The organism is Novosphingobium sp. SL115, from assembly GCF_026672515.1.
Taxonomy (GTDB): domain Bacteria; phylum Pseudomonadota; class Alphaproteobacteria; order Sphingomonadales; family Sphingomonadaceae; genus Novosphingobium.
In genome coordinates this window covers 139142-160937 of record NZ_JAPPRG010000001.1, presented here as the reverse complement: position 1 = coordinate 160937, position 21796 = coordinate 139142, and the positions used below count along the sequence as shown (strand labels likewise).

16 protein-coding genes are annotated in these 21796 nt (G+C 62.3%); 4 read left to right on the top strand and 12 right to left on the bottom strand.

Going from position 1 to position 21796, the window contains the following annotated elements; genetic code table 11:
• Positions 1-6 precede the first annotated feature (6 nt).
• The 6 genes from OVA07_RS00695 to OVA07_RS00670 form a co-directional block, all read right to left on the bottom strand.
• Positions 7-945 (bottom strand): ArdC family protein, encoded by a 939-nt coding sequence (locus OVA07_RS00695; protein WP_268169551.1) that lies wholly within the window; start codon positions 943-945, stop codon positions 7-9.
• A gap of 44 nt (positions 946-989) precedes the next feature.
• Positions 990-3215, bottom strand: a complete 2226-nt coding sequence (locus OVA07_RS00690; protein ID WP_268169550.1) for an integrase — start codon at positions 3213-3215, stop codon at positions 990-992.
• Entirely contained in the window at positions 3212-4999 is a 1788-nt protein-coding gene (locus OVA07_RS00685) for a hypothetical protein (RefSeq protein ID WP_268169549.1), read from the bottom strand. Before OVA07_RS00685 ends, OVA07_RS00690 begins: the two co-directional genes overlap by 4 nt.
• Positions 4996-6387, bottom strand: a complete 1392-nt coding sequence (locus tag OVA07_RS00680; protein WP_268169548.1) for a tyrosine-type recombinase/integrase — start codon at positions 6385-6387, stop codon at positions 4996-4998. Before OVA07_RS00680 ends, OVA07_RS00685 begins: the two co-directional genes overlap by 4 nt.
• Positions 6388-6540: 153 nt before the next feature.
• A complete protein-coding gene (locus tag OVA07_RS00675) occupies positions 6541-7272 on the bottom strand; it encodes an ArdC family protein (RefSeq protein WP_268169547.1) in 732 nt (243 codons plus the stop codon).
• Between the two features lie 82 nt (positions 7273-7354).
• Positions 7355-9427 (bottom strand): ParB/RepB/Spo0J family partition protein, encoded by a 2073-nt coding sequence (locus OVA07_RS00670; RefSeq protein WP_268169546.1) that lies wholly within the window; start codon positions 9425-9427, stop codon positions 7355-7357.
• Positions 9428-9718: 291 nt separating this feature from the next.
• Between OVA07_RS00670 and OVA07_RS00665 the strand changes: the two genes are divergently transcribed.
• From OVA07_RS00665 to OVA07_RS00655, 3 genes are all read left to right on the top strand, one after another.
• Positions 9719-10732, top strand: coding sequence for a hypothetical protein (locus OVA07_RS00665; protein ID WP_268169545.1), 1014 nt, complete (start codon positions 9719-9721; stop codon positions 10730-10732).
• Positions 10726-11223, top strand: coding sequence for a hypothetical protein (locus OVA07_RS00660; RefSeq protein ID WP_268169544.1), 498 nt, complete (start codon positions 10726-10728; stop codon positions 11221-11223). The genes OVA07_RS00665 and OVA07_RS00660 overlap by 7 nt, the downstream gene beginning before the upstream one ends.
• A gap of 72 nt (positions 11224-11295) precedes the next feature.
• Complete coding sequence (locus tag OVA07_RS00655; RefSeq protein WP_268169543.1) at positions 11296-11481, top strand: hypothetical protein; 186 nt, start codon at positions 11296-11298, stop codon at positions 11479-11481.
• Here the strand turns inward: OVA07_RS00655 and OVA07_RS00650 are convergent, their stop codons facing one another.
• From OVA07_RS00650 to OVA07_RS00625, 6 genes are all read right to left on the bottom strand, one after another.
• Positions 11482-12174, bottom strand: a complete 693-nt coding sequence (locus OVA07_RS00650; protein WP_326493076.1) for a hypothetical protein — start codon at positions 12172-12174, stop codon at positions 11482-11484.
• A 435-nt stretch (positions 12175-12609) separates the two neighbouring features.
• Complete coding sequence (locus OVA07_RS00645) at positions 12610-12996, bottom strand: type II toxin-antitoxin system VapC family toxin (protein WP_268169542.1); 387 nt, start codon at positions 12994-12996, stop codon at positions 12610-12612.
• Between the two features lie 3 nt (positions 12997-12999).
• Positions 13000-13239, bottom strand: a complete 240-nt coding sequence (locus tag OVA07_RS00640; RefSeq protein WP_268169541.1) for a type II toxin-antitoxin system Phd/YefM family antitoxin — start codon at positions 13237-13239, stop codon at positions 13000-13002.
• Between the two features lie 81 nt (positions 13240-13320).
• On the bottom strand, positions 13321-17532 hold the full coding sequence (locus OVA07_RS00635; RefSeq protein ID WP_268169540.1) for a strawberry notch family protein: 4212 nt from the start codon (positions 17530-17532) through the stop codon (positions 13321-13323).
• Between the two features lie 68 nt (positions 17533-17600).
• A complete protein-coding gene (locus tag OVA07_RS00630; RefSeq protein WP_268169539.1) occupies positions 17601-18443 on the bottom strand; it encodes a DUF7146 domain-containing protein in 843 nt (280 codons plus the stop codon).
• Between the two features lie 74 nt (positions 18444-18517).
• The gene (locus OVA07_RS00625) at positions 18518-19822 is read right to left on the bottom strand and encodes a replication protein RepA (protein ID WP_268169538.1); all 1305 of its coding nucleotides are present in this window, start codon (positions 19820-19822) and stop codon (positions 18518-18520) included.
• Positions 19823-20375: 553 nt separating this feature from the next.
• Here OVA07_RS00625 and OVA07_RS00620 point away from each other — a divergent pair.
• Positions 20376-21581: an AAA family ATPase gene (locus OVA07_RS00620; RefSeq protein WP_268169537.1), complete on the top strand. Its 1206-nt coding sequence runs from the start codon at positions 20376-20378 to the stop codon at positions 21579-21581.
• The last annotated feature ends 215 nt before the right edge of the window (positions 21582-21796 follow it).

Sequence of the window (21796 nt, the reverse complement as noted above, 5' to 3'; positions counted from 1 at the left end):
GAACAATCAGGCGGCAGCGCGAGGCACAAATGTCTCGCCAGCTTCGCGATCGTAACACGTATTTGAGATTTGCTGGGCGTGCATCCAGTCGGCGGCCGCCTGCGCCTTGCTGGCGGCGGTGAAGATGGCACGAGGGTCGTTTTTGAGTGCGCGCAACCACGATGCTACGTAGGCGGCATGATCGGCCCGCGGATGGTGAGCGATCCCGAGGTCGGCGAGTACGAACGATGCGGTCAGTTCAGCGCAAATTTCCTCGATCGCCAAGCTGTCGCGCTTGAAACGTTCGGCAAAGTTGCGGTCGAGCCGGTGCTTTGCCCCTGTGGCGTGGGCCGCCTCATGCAAAAGCGTGCCCATCTGTGCTGATGCATCCCGAAACGAGGCAAAGGTCGGCATGAAGATGTGATCGAGGTCGATCCGGTAGTGCGCATCGTAGGCGCCCTCGGTGACCGGGATCTTGAGGGCCGCGACGAAAGCTTCGGCGTGCCCGAACCGCTCGCCCTCGGGTAGAACTGCGACAGGTGGGGGGTCATAGCCCTCGACCTGGGCGAGGTTGAACACGGTGAAGGCCCGCGCGAACATGCGGCCGGGTCCGGCTTCGCCATCGTCATGATCATCATCGGCGCGCGATGCGGCCTGCTTCCAGAAAACAACCGTCGTTCCGCGTTCACCTTTGCGGACCTGTGCGCCAAGCGATGCCCACTGGCGATAGGTCCCCCAAAGACCGCTGGAATAGGCAGCCGCTTCGGCTGCGATCCAGAGCGCGAGCACGTTGACGCCGCGATAGCGGCGGCGGGAGGTGACGTTCTGCGGCCTGGTGGTGGCAGCGCCATCATGGTGCCAGGGCATACGCCAATCGCCGGCACCGGCTTCGATGGCACATACAATCTCGGTAGTAATGCGCGAATAGACGTCGGCTCGCGGCGTAGCAGGGTAGGATCGGGACATGGCAGGTCTCCACGACGGGCGGAGGGAAACTGTCTTCCGCTCCTTCAATCCGTCACCCGCAAACCCGCCTCCTCTTCCTCTCCCGCCATACCGTTATGCGGTGTGGCGGTACCCGGTGCGATCTGTTCAAGAACACGCTGGATTCTGGCCACCTCGGCCTGAAGCGTCACCCGCTGCGGCTCTGGAAGCCGCTTCTCGCGCAACAACAACCGTGCCTCATCAGCACCGCGCTGCCATGCCGGGCGATGCCGTTCGGCGATGCAGGCATTGGGGCAGCGGACCGGTTCGCACATGGAGATCATTGGCCCGCTTGCGCCTGGCTCCGAACTCCGGTTCAGGCACAGGGCAGTTGCCGGATCAAAGAAGCAATCGGCCAGCGGGCCGACATGCAATGTCCGCGCGAGACTGCCCAGCATGGTGCGCAGACGTGGACGGTCGGCAATCATTGCAGGTAGCGGCGCCAACTCGTGGGCGGCAGTATCAAGCACAACTCCGACCCTGTTCGCGGCAGGTCCGCCAAGGCGTGCGCCACTTTGCCGCTCGTCGAAGTAGACAAGGATATCGTCGATCTGGCCGAGCGCACGCTGGGCTTCGATCTCTCCCCGAAATCCGGACCGGCTGCTGCCAGCATAGCCTTCGAAAGCCGCAACGCTGGCATGCTTGTACTGGATCATGCCGGCAATTGTTCCGAAGGGCCGGTTGGCGATGTGCCAGGCGATTGTGCGGCGAAACTGACGCGTTGTCAGACGCCATGCTCGGCCGTCGGGTCCGGCAGGAATGACGGGTGCCTGCGCGGATCCGAATTGGTCATTGAGGTGATCGCGGAACCGGTTGAGTTGCCGGACTATCTCTGCAGAGACGTGCGTCTTGGTATTGGCCCGGAGCGTGAGGACTGGCCACAAGGTCGTTGTTCCTCGCGCTTGCCCCGCACGCGCGGAAAGGCGTTCGAGGACATCGATGGCTTCAGCGACCGGCGCGATGGTAACCCACTCGGTCTCCTCGCCGCCGCCGCGCTTGCCCTTGTAAGCAGTGGACTTGATACGATGCCGCAAGATCGTACCGTCTTCGGCTTTGGTAATAGACAGGCATCCCTGCCTCATGGCTTGGATCTCGCTGTCCCGCATGCCTGAGAGAAAGGCACATACGATATAGGCTGCGGACTGCAGCATGACTTCCTCGAGGGGCAAAACCTTGGCATCGAAGCGGGTGCGCCAAGGCAGGCCAGTATCGGGATCGGCCGAAATGGGCGTATCCATGCCGCCGATCTCGGTGCCGAGTTCTGCGATGGCAGCGGCGATGAGGTCTGGTGCGCCCGTGGCCAGACCAAGGTGCATGGCAGGTTCGGCCTGCGCGTTGATACCGGCATGGAGGTGGATCAGGTGGTAGTTGATCGGCGGCGTGACGGCGCCGGTTTGCGGGTCTGTTCGCGTTGCGCCGTTATGTGCCGTGGTCCAGATCGGAATGCCGCGCCCATGCTGCCGCAAGGATGCAACATAGTCGAGGAGGCGTTGGCGTTGCCGTAACCGACGAACAGCGGGATCCAGAGCTTCCTCAGCGGCAATCAGACGGTTGCGCGTTGCTTCGAGGAGATCGAGTTCCGCCCGTGCGGCGAGGATATCGCCTGCATGGCAGGTTACATAGCGCAACGACCAGGAAAGCAGCGGTGTCATGATCGCTTCGGGAATGCGCGGCGTCCGGTTCTCCCCTGCGATATGCTTTGCGCCCGCCACGGAAAACGGACTTCGTCCCGGCCACGGTTCGAAGGACAGGCGCGCAGTCGGCAGATGATGCTGCAACTCGTGCAGGTCAAAGACGATCCGCAGCAGCGCTGCCGCTGCAACTGGGCGCAGCCCGGCTAGGCGCAAGGTTCCGGCGTAGCGATCGACCAGAGTCTGATCGACCCGGCCGAGATCGAAACGCCCCAGCTGAGCCTTGACGAAGTCGAAAAAGCGCACGGTCCGGTTGGCCTCGCCGCGCACCCCGGCCGGCTCAAGCCGCGAACGGTGACCGGGGAGATCGACATTGAGCCGCGCATGGAGAATCTGGCGCAGGGCATCAGCAATGGATGGGTCTTTGATACCGCCGAAATGTATCGTGACATGGCAGCGCCGGGCGTTGTCGCGAAATACGCCGGGAGCCAGATCCCACACCGGATCGCCGTATCGTGAAATATGCGCGCGATCGCAGCCGGGGCGCAAAGGCGCGGACATAAGCACAGGGAGGGCATCGCGCTCATCGCCGCTCTCCGCCAGAAGCTGGACAGCAGTCATACCCGTGCCTCTGGCGGCAGATAGACCGTGGGAGGGTCGTTCGCGACTTGCGCACGGGCCCTTGCCACGACGTCTTCGGCGAAGGCAGGCAGAATCTGCTGAACGATGCGATCATGGGCATGACCAAACTTGGCGGTCCACTCAGCGGCACTCAGGCCGACCCGCTGAGCGTCGACGAAGGAGAGAAAGGCGAGAATGGCAGGCAGCTTGCGCGCGGTAATGACCGCGTTGCGGCAATCGAGGCAGGCCCAGAACGGTGTAGGGCATGGCGTGCCGACGGATGCGAAGGGACTGGAATAGAAGTTGCCACAGCTTGCAAGCCAGACGTCTTGTTCGCCATCGAGCAGTGCGGTTGAAATGCCCCCATCATCGGGATCAGGGCTTGCCAACTCGCCGCGCAGCCGGTCCTCGTCTTGAGGAGGCAGGATCATTGGACCAGCGAGCACCTCTTCGAGGGCATCTGCCACGGTTTGCTCGTGCAGCGGTCTGAGGGAGGGAATATCGGCGTAGTGCCGTGCCGCGATATCGACGGTATGACCTACGGCGAAGCGGGCCATGTGGCCTTCGGTCTTGAGATACCACAAGGCCTTGTGCGTCTTGCGCAGATACGAAAGACAAAGGTGGAGCGGTTTACCCTGATCATCGGTAATACAATGGCGCTGCGTCCAGGCACTGACCTTCAAGCGCAGTTGACGAATACCTGCGGTGATCTCGCCCGGCTGAAAATAGACCCAAAGGTTATCGCTAAAGTTATGGACCCTGGCCTTGGACGATATGGCGATGATGCGTCGGATCAGACCGCCAGGGGTGGATGAGCCGCGATCACGCACCCGGATTGTCTTGTGCTCGGCACCGTGTGCCCGCAGCTTGGTGTAGGCGATATCGACGGTACCACCTGCGGCATTGCGCAGACAATCGAGGGTGAGCGACTTGCAGCACTCCAGCTCAAGCCCTGTCTCGAGTAAGAGCAGAACAAGAAGCGGGACGATATCGTCGGCAGTAAGATAGTGGGCTGCGTGGAGGCTCAGGTTAAGCCTGTCACTGGTGAGATCGCGCTTTTTGCGTAGCTTGTACAGGCTCTGAAACGTGGGATCACGGTAGCCCAGAACACCGTATGTCTCGATGGCAGCATGGGCTTTGCAATATGCGCCATCGATCTGCGCCACCTCATCGATCTGTGGCCCCGATCGCAAGCGGGCCTCGATGGCAGCAATATCCGCGCGTGCCGCATCGCGCAGCTGGCGGGCTACATACGGACTGTAGGCATCGCGTGGACGGGAACGAACGTGTGCGTGTGAGCTGACGTAGCGCAGTCGTTCCCGCAAGCCGCAATCGACAAGCTCAGGGCTGTCGTCCGCGATGCGACGTAGGACGGAAACGACCTTGGCGACATAGGTTTGTCCATGCACGCGAGACTTGCCCTGCGCGCTGAGCCATGTCTCAAATCCATCGATGTGATGGGCGCGAAGGTCAGCAGGGCCGTTGATCCGGTCGCCTGTCCCGGCCAGGTAGGCAAAGAAGCTTGGCAGCTGGTTGGCGTATGTCTTGAGGGACGAACGTACCATGATGGGGCCGCGCGGTGCGGCCAGCTTGAACAGGCTCCGGGCAAAAGCGAGCGCCAGGCCGCGCGGCCGCAAGCCCGTGAAATCGACGAGCAGCTCGCCGCCATATAAGGGATGAATCATGAAGCGCACCGTGCTGATCTGCGACCATGGATCGGCTTGGGGAGCAGCAGCTTCGGTCTCGAAGCTGACCTTGCGTCCTTTGCGTGGAGCAGCGGTCATGATCGAAGATAGCCTGGTACAAGTGCCAACAGCTCTTCGACTGCCGCATCGACGGTATCGGCACGCGTGGCGAGGTGATCCAGATAAATAGAGGTCGTCGCGAGGCTCGAATGGCCAAGCAATCGCTGGACCTGTTGAAGCGGATCGCCGACCAGCTGGCGATAACCTTCCATGGCGCCCACTGGTGCCGCTGCGTCGGCGAGGCGGCGCTGGATCAGCATGGCCAGCATGTGGACTGCAAAGGAATGCCGGAGTTGATGGGGGCTAAGCCGGACCGGGATGCCGGCGTCCGTGCAGCGGCGGCTCGCCCGTGCGAAGATCGCTTCCCACGAGTTGGGCAACACAGGATGGCCCACCTCGGTCAGCCAGAGGACCGCGGCTTCGCGCGGCGTTCCATCGTCAGCGCAAATAACAAGCCTTGCGCGTTCATCCGGTGTGACGACCTCCATGTCCATCGTGCCACCGCCAACGAGAGGCAATGCGCGCTGCCCGAATGAGGGGCTGTGGATGAAGATCGGGCGGTCGATGGCTTCCCAGCCACGGCGCTGTGCGAACTTGGCGACGGCCGCCGCTCGCTCAACGGCGATGTAGGCGTCAAACACCGGCAACAAACGGCGCGGCAGCAGCATGCTTCGCCCCCTGTCACCCTTGGTAAGTGCCGCCGGAAGCTCGACCCGCCGCTGACGTTCCGAGCGGGCGTCGCAAACCGGAATCTCAGCTGCGAGCAAGTGGGATGCCTCTTCCAGGCGCAGGCCGGTGGTGACCAGCAGATCGGCGAACAGCGCGTTGCGCGCGCCATTGCGGTCACGCGCTCCAGGACGCTCGGTCCCTTCAACGGTCAGGCCGCGCAAACCCACTTCCCGGAAGGCGCGGTAATCGGTGAGATCGATGAAACGGACGTCGGAACGACGGGCTGCGCGCTCATAGGCGTCATTGCGGCCCGTGACCGCCGCCCGGTGCCCATCGTGCGATCGTCGCCAGACCTGACGATGCGTAAAAGGCGTAAGCTCGATCAGGCCCTCCCGTTCGGCCCATCGATAAAGCTTGTCGAGAGAGGCAATCGCCCGGTTCCACGTCGATGCCGAAATCCGGAACTCAGCATCGCTGCGCCGCCGGGCACGATGATAGGCACCGACATCATTGGCATCGGCTTGCCAAACAGACTTGCCACGGGCCGAAGCGAGAAAGCGAACCCAGACCAGAACATCATAGCCATGGGCGCGCAACGAGTGTCGCGAACGCGAACCGTTCAGCGGCAAATCGAGGAAGTAGCGCTCAAGGTGGAGATCATAGATCGCACCATCACGCAGGATTACCGGGATGTAGGAGTCCAGGCCATCCGCCGTCCGGCGCTCCTGAATGACGATCGACGCACCTGAAGTATCCACAGCTTGTCAGTCCCTCCCCCGGACCCCCTCCCGACTCCAGATCGCACACGTTGCGCGCCTGCGGGACGGTGGTCATCAGGCCGGATTACGCCAGCTTATGGATAGCGCTTCATCCGGCCTGATGACCCCCTGCGTTGCGCCAAAGCATACCGTTCAATGGTGCGTCAGGGACGGTGCAGACTGTCCAGATAAGGCCACGATTTCTTCGAAGGCATAGGCATCGTCGCCGAAGCGCTTGCCAAACTGCCGGTTGAGCCGCTTGGCGGCGCCGGTGGCGTGACCCAGCTCATGGCAGCGGGTCGAGAAATACGCCTCGATCGAGTGGAACGCGGAAGGATTCGGCAGGGTGACCGTATCGGTCCCCGGCGAATAGTGCGCGCTGTCGCCGCCGTGGACGACGCGGATCGGGATCGCCTCGAGGAAATCGCGCACTCCCGCCGACAATTCGCCGATTGCCGCCGGGTCGGGAGGCTCGGGATAGTAATGCCCCGGAAGCCCGTCGATCTGCGAGGCGTTGAAAACGTGGTTCCACTTCATGAACCGGATGGTCCTCTCGGTCGCCTCACCGGTCAGGCGATCGGTGTCGGTCTTGCGCGCCGAGGAATAGAACACACTGAACGAGCCGCTCTCGCCCTTGCGGACGTGCCCTCCAAGCTCGGCCGCCTGCCTGAAAGTCATCCAATAAGGGCTGGTGTACCCGCGGCTCTCGGCGACAGCCCAGAGGTAGAAGGTGTTGATCCCGGAATAGGGAACGCCGTTATGACGCAGCGGGCGAGTGCTGGTCGCCGACCAGGGCTTGAGCCACGGCGCGGTGCCCGCGGCGATTTTTTCGAGGATCAGGTCGGTGATGACCTGGGCAACGTCGGGCTTGGGATGGCGGGTCATGCCGGGATTCCTTCGTAGGGATGACAAGACTGCCCGCACAGCCAGGGGCCGTGCGGGCAGTCCGGTGTCAGCAGTGGTTGGATCAGGCTTCGACCGGTTCGGCCGCGTCGACGTCCCGGTCCTCAGCAGGTTCCTGTGCTTCGCCCTCGCCTTCGTGCCCTGGTTCGACCTCGGCATCGGTCGGCGCCTGATCGTCCTCGGCCTCGCTGGCAGCAATGACCCTGAACCGCATGGCTTCGGGCACCCAGGCGAGCGCAGCTTCCTTGACCTCGGGCGCGACGATCGTTTCGCCCGCGAACAGCTTCTCGCAGGACGCCGAGAGGTCGCCCTTCTTCGAGCCCATGAAGCTTGCCGCCATGGTCGGCCCGCCGACCTCGCTGACATGGGCGAGCAGCGTCTGCTTGCTGACCCGGTCGAAGTAGTTGGCCGAGGTCGGTCGCCAGTGGCTCGCGACGTTGATGCCCATCAGCGCGGCAAGGTGATCGTGGAGATCGATCGGTTCGGGGCCGGACTGACCTGCCTTCTTGTCGATGCCCATGCTCGCTTCGAGGGTCTTGGCCATACACCAGGCAAGCCAGCTCGCCTTGGCATCGTCGTCGAGCGCACTGAACGCGGCAAAACGGTCAACCGTGCGGCAGTGCTCGGTCCAGGACATATCGAGCGTCTCGCGCATGTCGGCCATCAAGGTGTGTGCCGGGCTATCCGGGTAATTGGCGAGATAGAGCGAAGGCGACGGCGCGCGCAGCGTCGTGCCGAGCGCCTGTGCGCTGTAGAGCGCACGCGAATCCGCGATGGCAAAGATCAGATAGTCGAGAGCGATCGCCGGGTTGGCGGCGAGATTGATCGCCAGGATGTCGCGGCGCTGGACGGCGAGTTCCTCGACCAGCTTCTGCGACAGCGGCTTGGGCGCCGAGGGCGCACCTGCGCCCTCCCCTGTCCCGGTGTCCGCACCGCCCGGTGCATCGGCAGTCCCTCGCGATTTGCGCTTCTCGAGCGGTTTGTCGCTGTAGAGCCCGCTGGCAACAGCCGGCTCGCCGTCGGCGCCGATGATAACGAAGCAGCCGACGTTGGCCTGGAGCTCGTCGGGAATCACCGGCGGCTTGTCGTGGAGCGCGTCGTAGGCATTGGTCGCGGCGTCCCAGCGTTCCTGGATCTCGGCAGCCGCCGCTTCGTCGTCTTCGTCGAGCGCTTCGCTTATCGCTTCGAGCGCCGAGATCGTCTCCATGAGGCGGTCGGCTTCAGCCTGCTCTTCCTCGGTCAGCGGGGCGGGCTCAAGATGGACCTGGTGCAGGTCTTCGGTTGCGCCGTAGGTCACGCGAGTCTCGAGGATCGGACGCACCCAGGCGTAGCCCGAAGTTTCGGCGACTTGGGTGGCGAAGGCCTGGAGCTTCTCGCCCGCAATGCGCTGGGCAATTTCGGCATCGATCCAGGTCTCGCCGCCATCCTCGGTGAAAAGGTCGCGCTCGATCCGGCCGCCGGCCGCGAGATAATCGTCCTCGCTCGCGAGCTTTGCCATCGGCGAGGACGAACGGACCGCGCTGTGGGTGACCATCCGCCGGATGGAATCGGCCTGGTTGCCCTGCCAGCTATTTGAGAGCTCGTTCCACACCAGCATCTGGCGCTCATGGTTGGGCGTCGTCGCATAGGCCTTGGCGACGTCGAGGGTGATCTTGCCTTCCTCGAGCGCGGCGAAGATCGGATCGGCAAGATCGGCGAGCCGCAGGCGGCCTTCGATGAACCGGCGCGTGCGGCCAAACCGTCTGGCGATCGCGTCGAGGTCGCTGCCCTCATTGACGAAGTGCTTGTAGGCGCGGATCTCGTCGGTCGGGGTCATGTCGAGACGGATCACGTTCTCGATCAGCGAAAGCTCGGACTGCTCGGCGGCATCAATGTTGAGCACGCGGCAGGCGACCGGATGATCCTTGGGGAGCTTGCTTGCCTCAGCCAGGAAGCTCAGCGCGCGCAAGCGGCGACCGCCAGCGGTCACATCGAACATCCCCCGCTTCTTGGCCGGGGCTACGATCAGGTTCTGGAGGAGGCCCTTGGCCTCGATGTTGGCGGCGAGCTCCTCGATGAAGAGGTTGCTGTCTTGTCTGCGCACATTGGCCTCGGACAAGCGCAGCTTGCCAAGCGGGATCATCTCGATGTCGTTCATGGGGGTGCTCCTCAAAGCTGGATTGACCGAGCCCTTCGGCTCACCCCTTCCAGCCCCCCTCTCCTCGACATTTCAGGCCCTCGACATTTCAGGAACGCCCCGGGTCTAGGACCCGTATCGATCGCCACACGTGGCCTTGTTGGCCGACCAGACCGGATGATGAGGCATAAATTTGGGTTTTATGCCTCACGCGCGGGATTTCGGCGGATATGACGGGCCAGAAACCCCGCATATAACAGCGCAATTGCTTTTTAACATCACTAATGTTAAATGCGCGATGTGGTGTTAGATATGAACCTCGACGCGCGACTGGAAGCGCTCGCCGAAGCGGCGGAAACCTATGTCGACGAGGCATTCGGGGCGCAACTCGCGCTGGTTCCGATCACGCCAAAATCCCTGCCCCATTTCATTCTCGACCGCTACCGTCTGTGGCAAGGACAGCTGCAGGGGCAGACCATCCTCGTCATGGCGGTTCGCGAAGTGCTGTCGCCAGGCTCCGGCGCAACCGCCCAGTACCTCAAGCACCGCGACCTGGTTCGCCGTGAGCTGGGCGCTGACCTGGTGCTCCTTCTGCTCGACCGCGCGCCTGGCGCAATTCGCCGCCAGATGGTGGAGCGCAAGATCGGGTTCCTCGTACCGGGCGCGCAGATTTACGTGCCCGAGGCCTTTCTTGATCTGCGTGAGCGCGCGCCCGCATTCGCCATCGCCCATGGCGAGAGCATCAGCCCAACGACGCAGCAGCTGCTGCTTGCCCACCTGCAGCACCAACCACTGGAAGATCGAAATCTCACCGAGCTCGCCAACGAACTGGGCGTCTCGATCATGAGCATCAGCCGCACGCTCGACGAACTGGAAGCTATGCAGCTGGCCAAAGCTCAACATGTTGGCCGTCAACGCAGGTTGCACATGATGCTTGGCGGCCGCGAGCTATGGGACAGGATCCATGACCGCCTGCAGTCGCCACTGCGCAAGGTGCGCGTCGTGAGCGGGGCGTACGGCGCCAAGATTGGCCCGCTCGCGGGTGAAAGCGCCTTGGCCCACTATACCATGCTCGGCGAGCCACAGGTTGAGACCAGAGCCATCCTCGGAGCAAGCTGGAAGCGCATTGAGGCAGACTATGCGCTCAAACCAGCGACACCTTTCGATGACGACCGCGTCGAGGTCCAGACCTGGACCTATGATCCGCAGATGCTCGCGCAAGACGGCGTCGTCGACCGCCTGTCGCTCTACCTGAGCATCCGCAACGCCGCTGACGAACGTGTGGCGCAAGCTGCCGACGAATTGCTGGAGACATTTCCATGGTGACAGGCGTCGATCGCTTCCGGGATCACTTTGCCGGTCACGAGCACCAATATGTGCTGATTGGCGGTGCGGCCTGCGAACTGATCATGGACGAAGTCGGTCTCGACTTTCGCGCCACCAAGGATCTCGACATAGTGCTGATTGTCGAGGCGCTCGACAGCGCCTTCGCGGAACGTTTCTGGGCATTCGTCGAGACAGGCGACTACGAGATCAGGGAGCGCAGCGAAGGCGACAAGATCCTTTACCGGTTCCAGAAGCCGAAGGCCGAAGACTTCCCTGCGATGCTCGAGCTGTTCTCACGGGCACCGGAAGGCTTGAGCCTGGCCGCGGACTCGCATCTCACTCCGTTGCCGAACGATGAAGCCGCCGCCAGCCTGTCGGCCATCCTGCTCGATGAGGATTACTACGCCTTCCTCAAATCCATGGTCCGCACCGCCGGCGGCATACCGGTTTTGGACGAGGCAGCGATCATCCCGTTCAAGGCACGGGCCTGACTCGACCTTTCTCGGCAGCGTGCTGAGGGCTCAAAGATCGACGAAAAGAACATTCGCAAGCACCGCAATGATGTGGCGCGCCTGCTCCAGCTGGTCAGCGCCAGCGCCCAATATGCGCTTCCAGGGCCGGTTGCCGAGGACATGCGCGCGTTCATCGACCAGGCGACGAACGAGGCAGACTTCAATCCCAGACAGTTCAAGGTGAACATGTCGCAAGCGGACGTCGCCGAGCGGCTTCGCGCCGCTTACCAGCTGTAATCACCCGGACTGCGACTGCTTGATGAGGTGGAATGCACCGCCCATCAGACGCGTAACCTCATCCGCGCTCAACACGGATTGGGGCTCGTAACTCAACCCGAGCTGGGCGGTCCGCTTCCACCGATCGACGTAAAGGCCTTTGTTGGGACCGAACGCCAGATCGATATGCTTTGCCAGTCGCACAGGGCCATGCCGCGAATATGCGGTACGGAATAGCGAGACATCGACGACGTAAGGCCCGACCATCACCCAGACGTGGCCATCCCAGTCGGGGTTCGACGCAGCGAACACCGCAGGGCCATCGAACGGCTTGCGGTTACCGAAGACAGGTTCCCTATCCACCGCCAGGGTTCCAGCGATAACCTGGATCGGTGCCGTCATGCGCCTCTCGAGCGTACCTGCGAGTGATGCGCTCATCAGCGCGCAGGCCCCGGGCATCGGCGGAAAGACTTTGAGCAGATCGAGCGCGCATTGCGACAAGGTGGCGCGATCGCTGTCGTCCATCTCATAAGTCTTGAACGCTTTCGCCGCCGCCCAGCCATGCTGCGCGGCAATCTGTTTTCCGAGTTGAGCAAGGTCTTTGATGGGCGTCATGCGCGCCCTGTACTGCGCGCTCAGGTTCCCGGCCAGTCCCTCGCCGCATTCGATAATGCCGCTTCCGGCCGGAGGGGCGATTGACGAATCAGAGTGCATCTGTTCTTTTTATGTTCCATCCCTCATGGACTACATTCTCGTGCTGCGCTTCGCTCGGAAAACGTCGGCAAGCGTCAGTGAGGCATAAATTATGGCTCAATTTTCGCTGGTACAGCGAGGCCCTCGCCGTGCACGAGGCATGTTTCCTACAGCAGTCCGGGATCATGATCGGCGTGGTGAAGCCCCTCGGCGATGTTCCGTGAGGGGCTTGAAGGATTCAGCGCGGCCAACTTTATCGCGAGCCACGGCGACACGTGACTTGCAAGAACTGGCCGCGCTGGGCGCGATGCGCCAAACTGGAACGCTCAAGTCGACGCGCTATCACCTGAACATTGATCACAGCAGCGGGCGAAGCGCGCGTGTGAAGGCGATGGACGACCTAATGGCGGGCGACGTGGACCTGTACGGATTCAGCTGCGCCGTAGCGCCATGGTGTCAGATCTTGCGAATTGATCCAGAGTACTCGCAGACGGTCTCGTCGGCGGTCAGCAAGGTGATGCCTTCCTCAATCGACTGCGCGATCAGCATTCGGTCAAACAGATCCTTGTGGATCGGCGGCAACTGAGCAATTGCGACGGCATGTTCGCTGGTGACGGCGAGTTCGAGGTAACCGTTGTCGATCAGCGCCCGGCGCAAGACCCGCGCGTCGACCGCGAAATCTTCGCGCCCAAGCGCATTTTTGATTGCGATTTCCCAGAGACTGGCGGCGCTGAAAACGAGCTCGTTCGCCTCATCGTTGATGAGTTTGCGGGCTGCAGGAGAAAGCCTTTCTGGAAATCCGGCAGCCCAGAGCAGCACATGCGTGTCGAGCAGGAACTTCATCGCTCAGCCCTCGAACATCGATTCGATTTCGTCGGCGCCCATCCGGTCGAAATCGTCCGGCACGCGCATCTCTCCCTTGAGGAAGCCCAAGCGCTTCATTTTGGCTGGGGCAGGAGCACCGAACGGCACCACCTTCGCAATCGGTTTGCCAGCCCGGGCGATCACCACCGCCGTGCCATTGGTCACGCGCTCAAGCAGCCGCGACAGATGCGTCTTTGCCTCGTGAATGTTGACCGTTTCCATTGTCCGTTACCTAGCTAAGTCCGATGGACTAAGTTTATCTGAATCTCGGCGGCATGCAAGTCCGTTGCTGAACGTGCCCCCTCACCTCGCCAAGTTCAGCAGAATGTCCTCAACCCGGTCTGTCGGCACGAACACCCGGGTCTTGTAGGCGATGATCTCGGTGAAGCAGCCAAGGGCCTTAAGTTCGGGAATGCGCGCCGCATCGGCGCCGATGATCTCGATCCGCCGCGCCCCGTTTACCCGGGAAGTGCGAATGGTGAAGTTGAGCGGATGCGGCGCCTTCCACGTGCCGCCGCCAAGAATGGCCTGCGCGATCTTGGTCGGGTCAGTCTGCGCCTTGCGCGAGACTCCAAGCTTCTCGAGCGTCGCATCGACGTAGAGGTCATGGACGTGCCGTCCGAGCCACGACGCCCCGGACTTGTCGACGATGCGATTGACCGTGAGGTCCTCCTTGGGAAGCGCACCCCAGATCGGCAGCAGGAGGCCGGTCGCAAGGAACACGGTCTCGGTCACCAACTGGTTCTCTTCGGCGGCGTATTCCGCTTCCCACAGCACGCTGAACTCGGCCTTGGGCACAGACTCCCAGGCGGTCTCATCGAGCCTGCCCGCGAGGATATATTCGTTGCGCAGCGGCCGCACGAGCTCGAACCGGCGGATCAGCTCGCCCTCCTCGTCCATGTGCGACGGTGCAGGGATCGCGAGCGCTACATTGCCCGACTTGCCGTTGCGCAGAAACAGCGGCTTGTCTTCGTAGCTGGCCATTTTCAGCACGCGCTCGAGCGTGAGCAGCTTGCGTCGCTGGGTCAGCGACAGTTCGAGCAGGTGCGAGGTTGCCCCCGTCACCGGATCGGTGCGGATCACCGTGTCCGACAGCACTTCGCAGGTCTCGGCCGAGACGGTCTCGACGCCGATATCGAAGGTCCCAGCCTCCTTGGCCGCCGAGACCCGGGTTTCGACGAGGGTGAGGAACTCGTCGAACACGGCATTCTGCACCGCGATTTTCATCGCGAGGATGCGGTTGAGCCAGCGCTGGATTGGCGGCAGGTCCTCGCGCAGCACCCCATCCTGGTCGGTAAGCTCAAGCCCGCTCATGGTCTGGAACTCCTTGAGCGAGGTGCTCTTGAGTTTGCCGGTGGCGAGCAGCCCGTACCAGTCGTGCAGCGCGTGTTTGGCGTAGGCGCTCTCGAGGTTGTCCGAAGCATCGAACATCCCCTGTCCGCCGGTCTGGCGCTGGCCGCGGGTTAGCGCGCCCAGCGCATCGAGCCGCCGCGCGATCGTGCTGGTGAATCGGGCTTCGCCCTTGCAGTCAGTGGTGACGGGTCGGAACAGCGGCGGACAGGCCTGATGCGTGCGGTGCGTCCGCCCCAGCCCCTGGATCGCGCGATCAGCGCGCCAGCCCGGCTCGAGCAGGAAATGCACCCGGCGCTGCTGGTTTCTGGCATCGAGGCTTGCATGGTAGCTGCGGCCCGTGCCGCCGGCGTCGGAGAACACCAGGATGCGCTTGGTCCCCGTCATGAACGCGGTGGTCTCGGCAAGGTTGGTGCGCGGCGAGCGGCTTTCGAGGCGCTGCTGGCCAGAGCCATCGCGAACCAGGCGCTTCGAGCGTCCGGTCACCTCAGCAACCGCGCTGACCCCGTAGTGCTCGAGCAGGGCGTCGAGCGCGGTCGGGATCGGCGGCATGGCGCAGATATGCTCGATCAGCTGCTCGCGGGCAGCCTCGGCCTGCGGGTTGTGGACCGGGTTGCCTGCCTCGTCCCACATTGGCCGCGAACGAACATCGCCGAGCTCGTCAACGTATTCCTCCATCTGCCGGGTCGGGAAGGCGCGGGCGAGGTAGTCGACGATCGCTTCCCGCGGCGACAGGTCCAGGTCCAGCGCCTCGCGCTCTTCGGGATCGAGCTCGCCCAGCCGCCGGTTGAGGATCGATTCCGCGGTGCTGACGAGCTGGACGACCACGCTTTCGTCTTGCGCCAGATGTTCGTCGATCGCCGGGAAGATCGAAGGCAGCTTCAGCGAGAGCAAGACTTGCGCAAAGAAGCGCTGCTTGGTCCCCTCGAACCGGCTGCGCGCAGCGGCCTTGGCGCCGCTGTTGAGTGTGCGGTTTTCGAGGCTGTCGACCACGCCCGTCAGTTCGAGCGCGGCCTCGAGGTTCTGGTGGATGATCGTCCAGGCCTCGCAGTAGGTGTCGTAGATCGCGATCTGGTCGTGGCTGAGGTCGTGGCGCAGGATGTCGTACTCGATTCCCGCGAAGCTGAGCGCGCGGGCGAGGTAGAGGCCCGAGGCCTTGAGATCCCGTGCCACCAGTTCCATCGCGGCAATGCCGCCATCGCGGATTTCCGAGATGAACTGCTCGCGGTTCGCAAAGGCCGTGCCGGGACCCCAAAGTCCAAGCCGCACCGCATATGCGAGATTGTTGACGTCCGAGGCGCCGGTCGCCGAAGCGTAGAGCACCCGGGCGCGCGGCAGGGTATTCTGCAGCAGCACTCCGGCGATCCCTTGGAGCGAGCCCTGCTTCTGACCAAGTGCCCCTTCCCCGCCGGCAACGCCGCCCATTTCATGGGCCTCGTCGAACACGATCACGCCTTCGAACTCTGGACCTGCCCAACGCACGATCTGGTCGAGCCGGGTATCCTCGACCCGGGCCGAGCGCAGCGTTCCGTAGGGGACGAACAGGATGCCTTCGGGAGCGGTGATTTCCTCGCCGATCTTCCAGCGCGCGAGGTCGATGATGTCGGATGGCAGACCGCCGATCGCGGTCCAGTCGCGCTGCGCATCTTCGAGCAGCGGTGCGTTCTTCGAGATCCAGACGTGGCGGCGATTGCCCTTGAGCCACTGGTCGAGAATGCAGGCCGCTGCCTGCCTCCCCTTCCCCGCCCCGGTGCCGTCACCGAGGAAGAAGCCCGTGCGGTAGAGCTGGCCCTCTGGATCCTCTTTCAGCGCCACCTCGCCCGCGGTTTGGGTGAACCGGCCATGGAGGTCGCGGCTCCAGGCTTCGCCCGCGTAGATCACGGTCTCAAGCTGGGCTGCCGACAGGAGCCGGGCGGTGACCGTGCGTTCGGGCAGGCACGGGACATAGCTGGGCCTCGGCCCAGCGATCGACGCCATGGCGGCGGATTCGACCAGATGGGTCGGATGCTCGCCCGCTTCGGGAATGATCACGCGCGATGGGCGATAGTCGGCATAGACTCCGCGCTGTTCGCCCATTGCCGCAGCCTCGTTGAGCACCTGATAGGCAACCGGACGAACCTCATTGGTCTGCGGTGCCCGCACGATCACGGGCCGCGCCGGGCCGCTCTTGATCGCTCGAAACAGGCTGAGCTTGGGGCGTGTTGCCGCTGCGGTCGCAGTTTCGCGCTGGGCTGCGCGTGACGGCACTTGGCCGATTGCCGCAAAGAGCTCGCTCACCGCACCCCGATTGATCGTCGAGATCGAGATTTCGCCCGGCACCTTGTCGATCACCAGCAAGCGCACGGCGATGCCGGTGCCGTGCTTGGCATAACCGCCCTTGTCGAGCCGCAACGACAGTACCAGGCGTGCGCCTTCGAGAGTGCGGCGGAACACTTCGCCTTCCCGCGCCGACAGGGCGAACCAGTCGGGCATGATCGCCACCACCCGACCGCCGGGCAGCAAGTGGTCTAGCGCGGAGCGCAGATGCCGGGCTGCCGTGTTCGGATCTTCACCGCGCGACTGCGACACCGAGAACGGCGGGTTCATCACGATCACGCTCGGCCGCTCGGTGCCGGCAAGCAGCGCAGCGATCTTGGCGCCATCGTGGCGATAGACAGCTGCGCTCGGGAACAGACCTTCAAGCAGATCTGCCCGGATCGGTTCCAGTTCGTTGAGCATGCACTGCTTCACCGTACCTTTCGCCAGCGAAGCGATGATCCCGGTGCCTGCGCTCGGCTCGAGGAAGACGTCGTCGGACCCCAGGCGGGCCAAATGGACGGCAAGGCAGGCCAGCGTCGGCGGTGTCGAGAACTGCTGGAAGGCGATCTGATCTTCGCTGCGCACGGTGTGAGTGGGGAGTTCTCTTGCCAGCGCCTCGAGCGTGCCGATCGCACCGCCTGCGTCCATCCGGCCCACCAGGTCCGGGATTGCCATGGCGAGGGCCACTTCGAGCGCCTCGAAGCTCTCGCGCTGGGTCCATGCGCCGGCCGCATCGCTGGCTCCCGCGGTTTCTGTCATGGCCTGGGTGAGAGAGGCCCGGTCGATCGGGATGGCAAGCAGCAGCTTGGCGGCAAGAGTGCGCGCAGCACCAAGAATGGCGCTGCTGCGTGAGATCGTAGCGGTCATGGAGGTCTCCGGGAGGTTTGTGAGGTCTGCTGCCGACCAGCGGCACGTCCCCTGCAGTCCCCCTCCCCTCATCGCTTCAGGAGCTGCGCCCAGTCATTCATGGCGCCCGGAGGCCACTCGGTGTTGATGGCGAGACCTCGACGGGACAGTGCCTCGCGGGCCTTGGCTTCGGCGCGGCGCCCTTCGGGATCGTTGTCGGCGAGAAGAATCACCCGTTCGACGCTCGCGGGGATCTCGACTTGATGGAAGCGCTTGGCGCCCATGCTGGACCATGCCTGGATGCCGGTAAGCGAGGTGTAGGCCGCTGCGGTTTCGAAGCCTTCGCACAGGCCAATCGTTTTGCCCGGCGGTCCATTGGTCCAGGCAGCGCCAATCGCGCGTCCGAGCACCAGTTTCTCGGTGTAGTTGGCGCTCACTGGGTTGAGGAATATCCGCTGGATTGCGGCGATCTCGCTCGCCTTGCGCATGGCGACGAGCAAGGCGGGCTCAAATTCGACCAGCCTCCCCTGCCCTCTCGGACAGCGCGGATGATAGCGCAGGTCGTCAAGCGGAGCCCAGATATTGCGAACCTCGCGGACATACCGTTCGGCGAGAGTGCCCTCGATTGGCCGCCCTGCTTGCCAGATGGCGAGATGGGCCGATGGCTGGCGAGCCTGCCGACCTAATGTCTCGGCAGGTCCGATGCTTGGCAGGTCGGCGAGACTGCGTAGCGCACGGAGAACATCGGTCGCATCGCAACCGGCGTGGCATGTCACGAGGATGCCGCGGTCGCCTTGCCTGATCGCCAGTGAGGGGGTTCGGTCTGCGTGGGAAGGGCAACGACACATCGCGGTGTTGCCGGACCACTTGCCACCGAGGCGGGCGACGAGCGCGCGGAGCTCTGGCGTAGGATGATTGCTGATGAGGGACATGACCGCCCCAGCTCGGTCCTACTCCCCTCCCCCGACCCGATTTAGCCGTCGGCGAAGTGCTCGGAAATCATCGGTCAGTTTGTGCCCGCCTGAGCGCGCCGGTCAGCATATTTGATGACGAAGGCCTCCCAGACCCTTAGCCACTCGGCATCAGTGCGCGCTTGCTTGATACCAGGGAAGCCCGCACGAAAGGCGTTCGCCATGGTATCAACACACCACGGCTTGCCTTTATCGAGCCCGATCGCCCGAAACTTCGTCTCTCGATCGCCGTAAGTCAGGCTACCGCCTGGGAAATGTAGAAGTGGTTCGGTTGCTTTCGTTTCGCGGAGGGGGGTGCGAGCAGTCTTGGGGACCGATGATCTCGGTGCGGTTTGCAATGCTGGCGCACCAATGACACGCAGATGCGGACCGACGAGCTTTCGCTCCAATGGCGCCGGCGATGGTCGCAGGACAACCTTCCGTCCGCTGAAATCGACGTCTGCGTTGGGATACACCGCTGAAACCAATTGCATGGTTTCGCGCACGGTTTGCCGGAAACGCTTGCTGTCGGCGTCATTGCCCAAGTGCTTCGCCAGCTGATCCCAGGAGATCACCTGCCCCCGGTCACTGCCGATCCGTGGCAACCTGTACGCAAGGTAGGTATAGAGGTCGAGCGCAGTGGGGGTACCCTTGAGCTCGCGGATAGCGACCTCGTTGAGTGGAACGGCGTGATCCAGCAGGTGGCTGTAGAAAACCTCCGACATCCGGATCTCGCGCGCAAATGCGCCGTTTTTCTCAAGCGATCCGGCGTACTCGTTGGAGATCTTCACATCCCGAACAGCGAATGCGTTGTCCCCACCGTCGTTGCCCTCCCAACGGATTTGCCATTCGCAAGCAAGCAGCCGATCCACCTGCTCCCTCATCAGATTGGCGGTACCGCGCGGTCCATAGGACACCGTCTGATAACCAAGACGGCGCATCCACTCGGTGAAATTACGCCCCAGGTACACGTCGCGCGAACGCTTTGTCACCGCCTGTGAAAGCAAGTAAATCAGCGCGACGCGCGGATAGGCTCCATATGGTACACCGAGGCTCCGCAGCGCTGGCTTGCCATCGACGGTTTGCAGAATAGGCCTGGGGTTGATTGCCAGCGCGTATTTTCCGTCTTCGCGAAGTATGGGCTGGGTATCATCTTTCGGACGCTTCGTGGGCAAAGACATGGCGCAAAGCGCTGAATGCAGAAATGCCGGAACGGGCTCTTCATCCTGAACCCTTAGAAAGGCGTCCATGGTCAGTTGAGTGCCTGCTGACTGCGCAATCGACCTGACTCGCTCTTCACCACCGCCTAGCATTGCTAGAGCGTATTGATGTCCGATTGGACGCAGTGTGTCTCCGCTCATTGCACCATCCCTTCCCGACTCATGGGAGCCCCGGGTTGGTCGTTAATCAACAGGTTTGAGCTTCGAAAGCAAGGCCATTGGCAGTTTTGACGGATTTCCGGGCCTGAAACCTCCAAACGCGCCGATGATCTCGGAGCGCTTTGCCGACTCCCCACCAAATCCAATGACCAAATTTTAAAAACGATTCGCGAATCGGATTTTATTAGGAGATTCCTTTAGTAGGTATGGGCTCCGAGATCATCGGTCTCAAGGGAACCGAGATCATCGCTTAAATGCACTGAATTCATCGGTTTGCACCGAGATCATCGGTGATTGTCCACAAGGGGCCAATCCAGGCCCCCATCTCCTTGCGCTATCGTAGATGGGCGTCACAAGATTGAACTCCCTGCTCCCTGACGTTTCGTGATTTTTCGGCTCGCACTACCCCTTCGATTCGGCGCAGGCATGGAAAGAGCACGGAGATCATCGGTCAGTTTGTAAGGTTGGTGGCCGAAGTTTGCTCAAAACTGCCAAGAGTGCTAATTCGCCCGCTCAATCTCACAAAGCGGTGAACATGGCCAGCGAAGCAGCGCTCGACGCACAAACCGACGAACTCCTGGAAGACGGCTTGGGGACCTTGCATCGCAAGGCCCTCACGATCCTTAAGCGTATTCGCGACGGAGCCCTAGATCCGGAAACCGGTCAAAAGGTGGGGCCGTCCTACTCGATTTCAAAGGCGGCGGCGCTTGTCGGGAGAACTGCCTCTGCAATTCGTGAGGCCGAGCGCGATGGGCGGCTGCCGCAACGTGATCGCACTGCATCGGGCCATCGAGTCCAGTACACCCTGGAAGAACTCGATCAGATGCGCGCCGTTTTTGGCACTCGCCCTTGGCGAGCACCAACCGACACCCCTGCGGTCATCTCCGTGTCCAATTTCAAAGGCGGTGTCGGCAAGTCGACGGTTGCACTGCATCTCGCTCAGCATTTCGCCATTCATGGTTACCGGGTCCTGTTCATCGACTGCGACAGCCAAGCCAGCTCGACGATGATGTTCGGCTATCGGCCCGACGTGGATCTGACCGAAGACGATACTCTCTACGGGCATTTTCATAATCCCGAACTTCTCGGGGTGCGGTCTATCATCCGCAAGACCCACTTCTTCGGCCTCGACCTGATCCCAGCCAACCTCAAGCTCTACAATCTCGAATACGAGATCGCGGGCTACCTGGCGCAAAACCAGAACTTCGACATCATCGATCTGATTGCCGAAGCCATCGATACGGTTGTCGACGACTATGATGTTGTCGTCATGGATCCACCGCCGGCCCTCGGCATGGTCTCCATGGCGGTACTTCAAGCAGCCAATGCGATGGTCATTCCCGTGCCGCCGAGCGTGATCGACTTCGCCTCGACCGTATCTTTCATCGACATGGCTCGCACCACGATGAAGCAGCTTGAGCAGATCGCCGGAAGGGTGAAGCCAGCTTACAATTTCATTCGCCTGGTCGGGAGCAGGGTGGATGAAAGCAAGTCCATGCACCGCGAGATTCTGTCGATGATGAGACAGGTTTTCGGCGGTTCGATGGCGACATCTGTTCTGAAAACCAGCGCAGAGATCGACAATGCTAGCTCGCGCATGAAGACGGTGTTTGAACTCGACAGGCCAGTGACCTCGCATGATGTTCACAACCGTTGCATGAAGCATTTGAGCGACGTCTGCAGAGAGATCGAGACTGACGTACTGCGCAGCTGGGCGAGTAGGGCAGGGGAGGCGGTTTAGTCGGTGTTGCCACGTGGCAACTAAGGCGTAAAACGCAATGTTATCAATGCGTTGGTAATGAATTTTGATTGGCTTCTAGGGAGCGTGAGGAGTGAGATTGAAGCGGCTATTTGGTAATGTTGCCACGTGGCAACTCGCCAAGTTTGGCAGTCTCACGGCGCCTCATGGGGAGCAGTTGCCACGTGGCAACTCCGCCGCCTGCGAGTAAGGAAGAG

Bases quoted from the DNA above. Each gene is read 5' to 3' on its own strand.
- OVA07_RS00695 (WP_268169551.1), bottom strand. From the start codon at position 945: ATGTCCCGATCCTACCCTGCTACGCCGCGAGCCGACGTCTATTCGCGC.
- OVA07_RS00690 (WP_268169550.1), bottom strand. From the start codon at position 3,215: ATGACTGCTGTCCAGCTTCTGGCGGAGAGCGGCGATGAGCGCGATGCC.
- OVA07_RS00685 (WP_268169549.1), bottom strand. From the start codon at position 4,999: ATGACCGCTGCTCCACGCAAAGGACGCAAGGTCAGCTTCGAGACCGAA.
- OVA07_RS00675 (WP_268169547.1), bottom strand. From the start codon at position 7,272: ATGACCCGCCATCCCAAGCCCGACGTTGCCCAGGTCATCACCGACCTG.
- OVA07_RS00670 (WP_268169546.1), bottom strand. From the start codon at position 9,427: ATGAACGACATCGAGATGATCCCGCTTGGCAAGCTGCGCTTGTCCGAG.
- OVA07_RS00665 (WP_268169545.1), top strand. From the start codon at position 9,719: ATGAACCTCGACGCGCGACTGGAAGCGCTCGCCGAAGCGGCGGAAACC.
- OVA07_RS00660 (WP_268169544.1), top strand. From the start codon at position 10,726: ATGGTGACAGGCGTCGATCGCTTCCGGGATCACTTTGCCGGTCACGAG.
- OVA07_RS00650 (WP_326493076.1), bottom strand. From the start codon at position 12,174: ATGCACTCTGATTCGTCAATCGCCCCTCCGGCCGGAAGCGGCATTATC.
- OVA07_RS00645 (WP_268169542.1), bottom strand. From the start codon at position 12,996: ATGAAGTTCCTGCTCGACACGCATGTGCTGCTCTGGGCTGCCGGATTT.
- OVA07_RS00640 (WP_268169541.1), bottom strand. From the start codon at position 13,239: ATGGAAACGGTCAACATTCACGAGGCAAAGACGCATCTGTCGCGGCTG.
- OVA07_RS00635 (WP_268169540.1), bottom strand. From the start codon at position 17,532: ATGACCGCTACGATCTCACGCAGCAGCGCCATTCTTGGTGCTGCGCGC.
- OVA07_RS00630 (WP_268169539.1), bottom strand. From the start codon at position 18,443: ATGTCCCTCATCAGCAATCATCCTACGCCAGAGCTCCGCGCGCTCGTC.
- OVA07_RS00625 (WP_268169538.1), bottom strand. From the start codon at position 19,822: ATGAGCGGAGACACACTGCGTCCAATCGGACATCAATACGCTCTAGCA.
- OVA07_RS00620 (WP_268169537.1), top strand. From the start codon at position 20,376: ATGGCCAGCGAAGCAGCGCTCGACGCACAAACCGACGAACTCCTGGAA.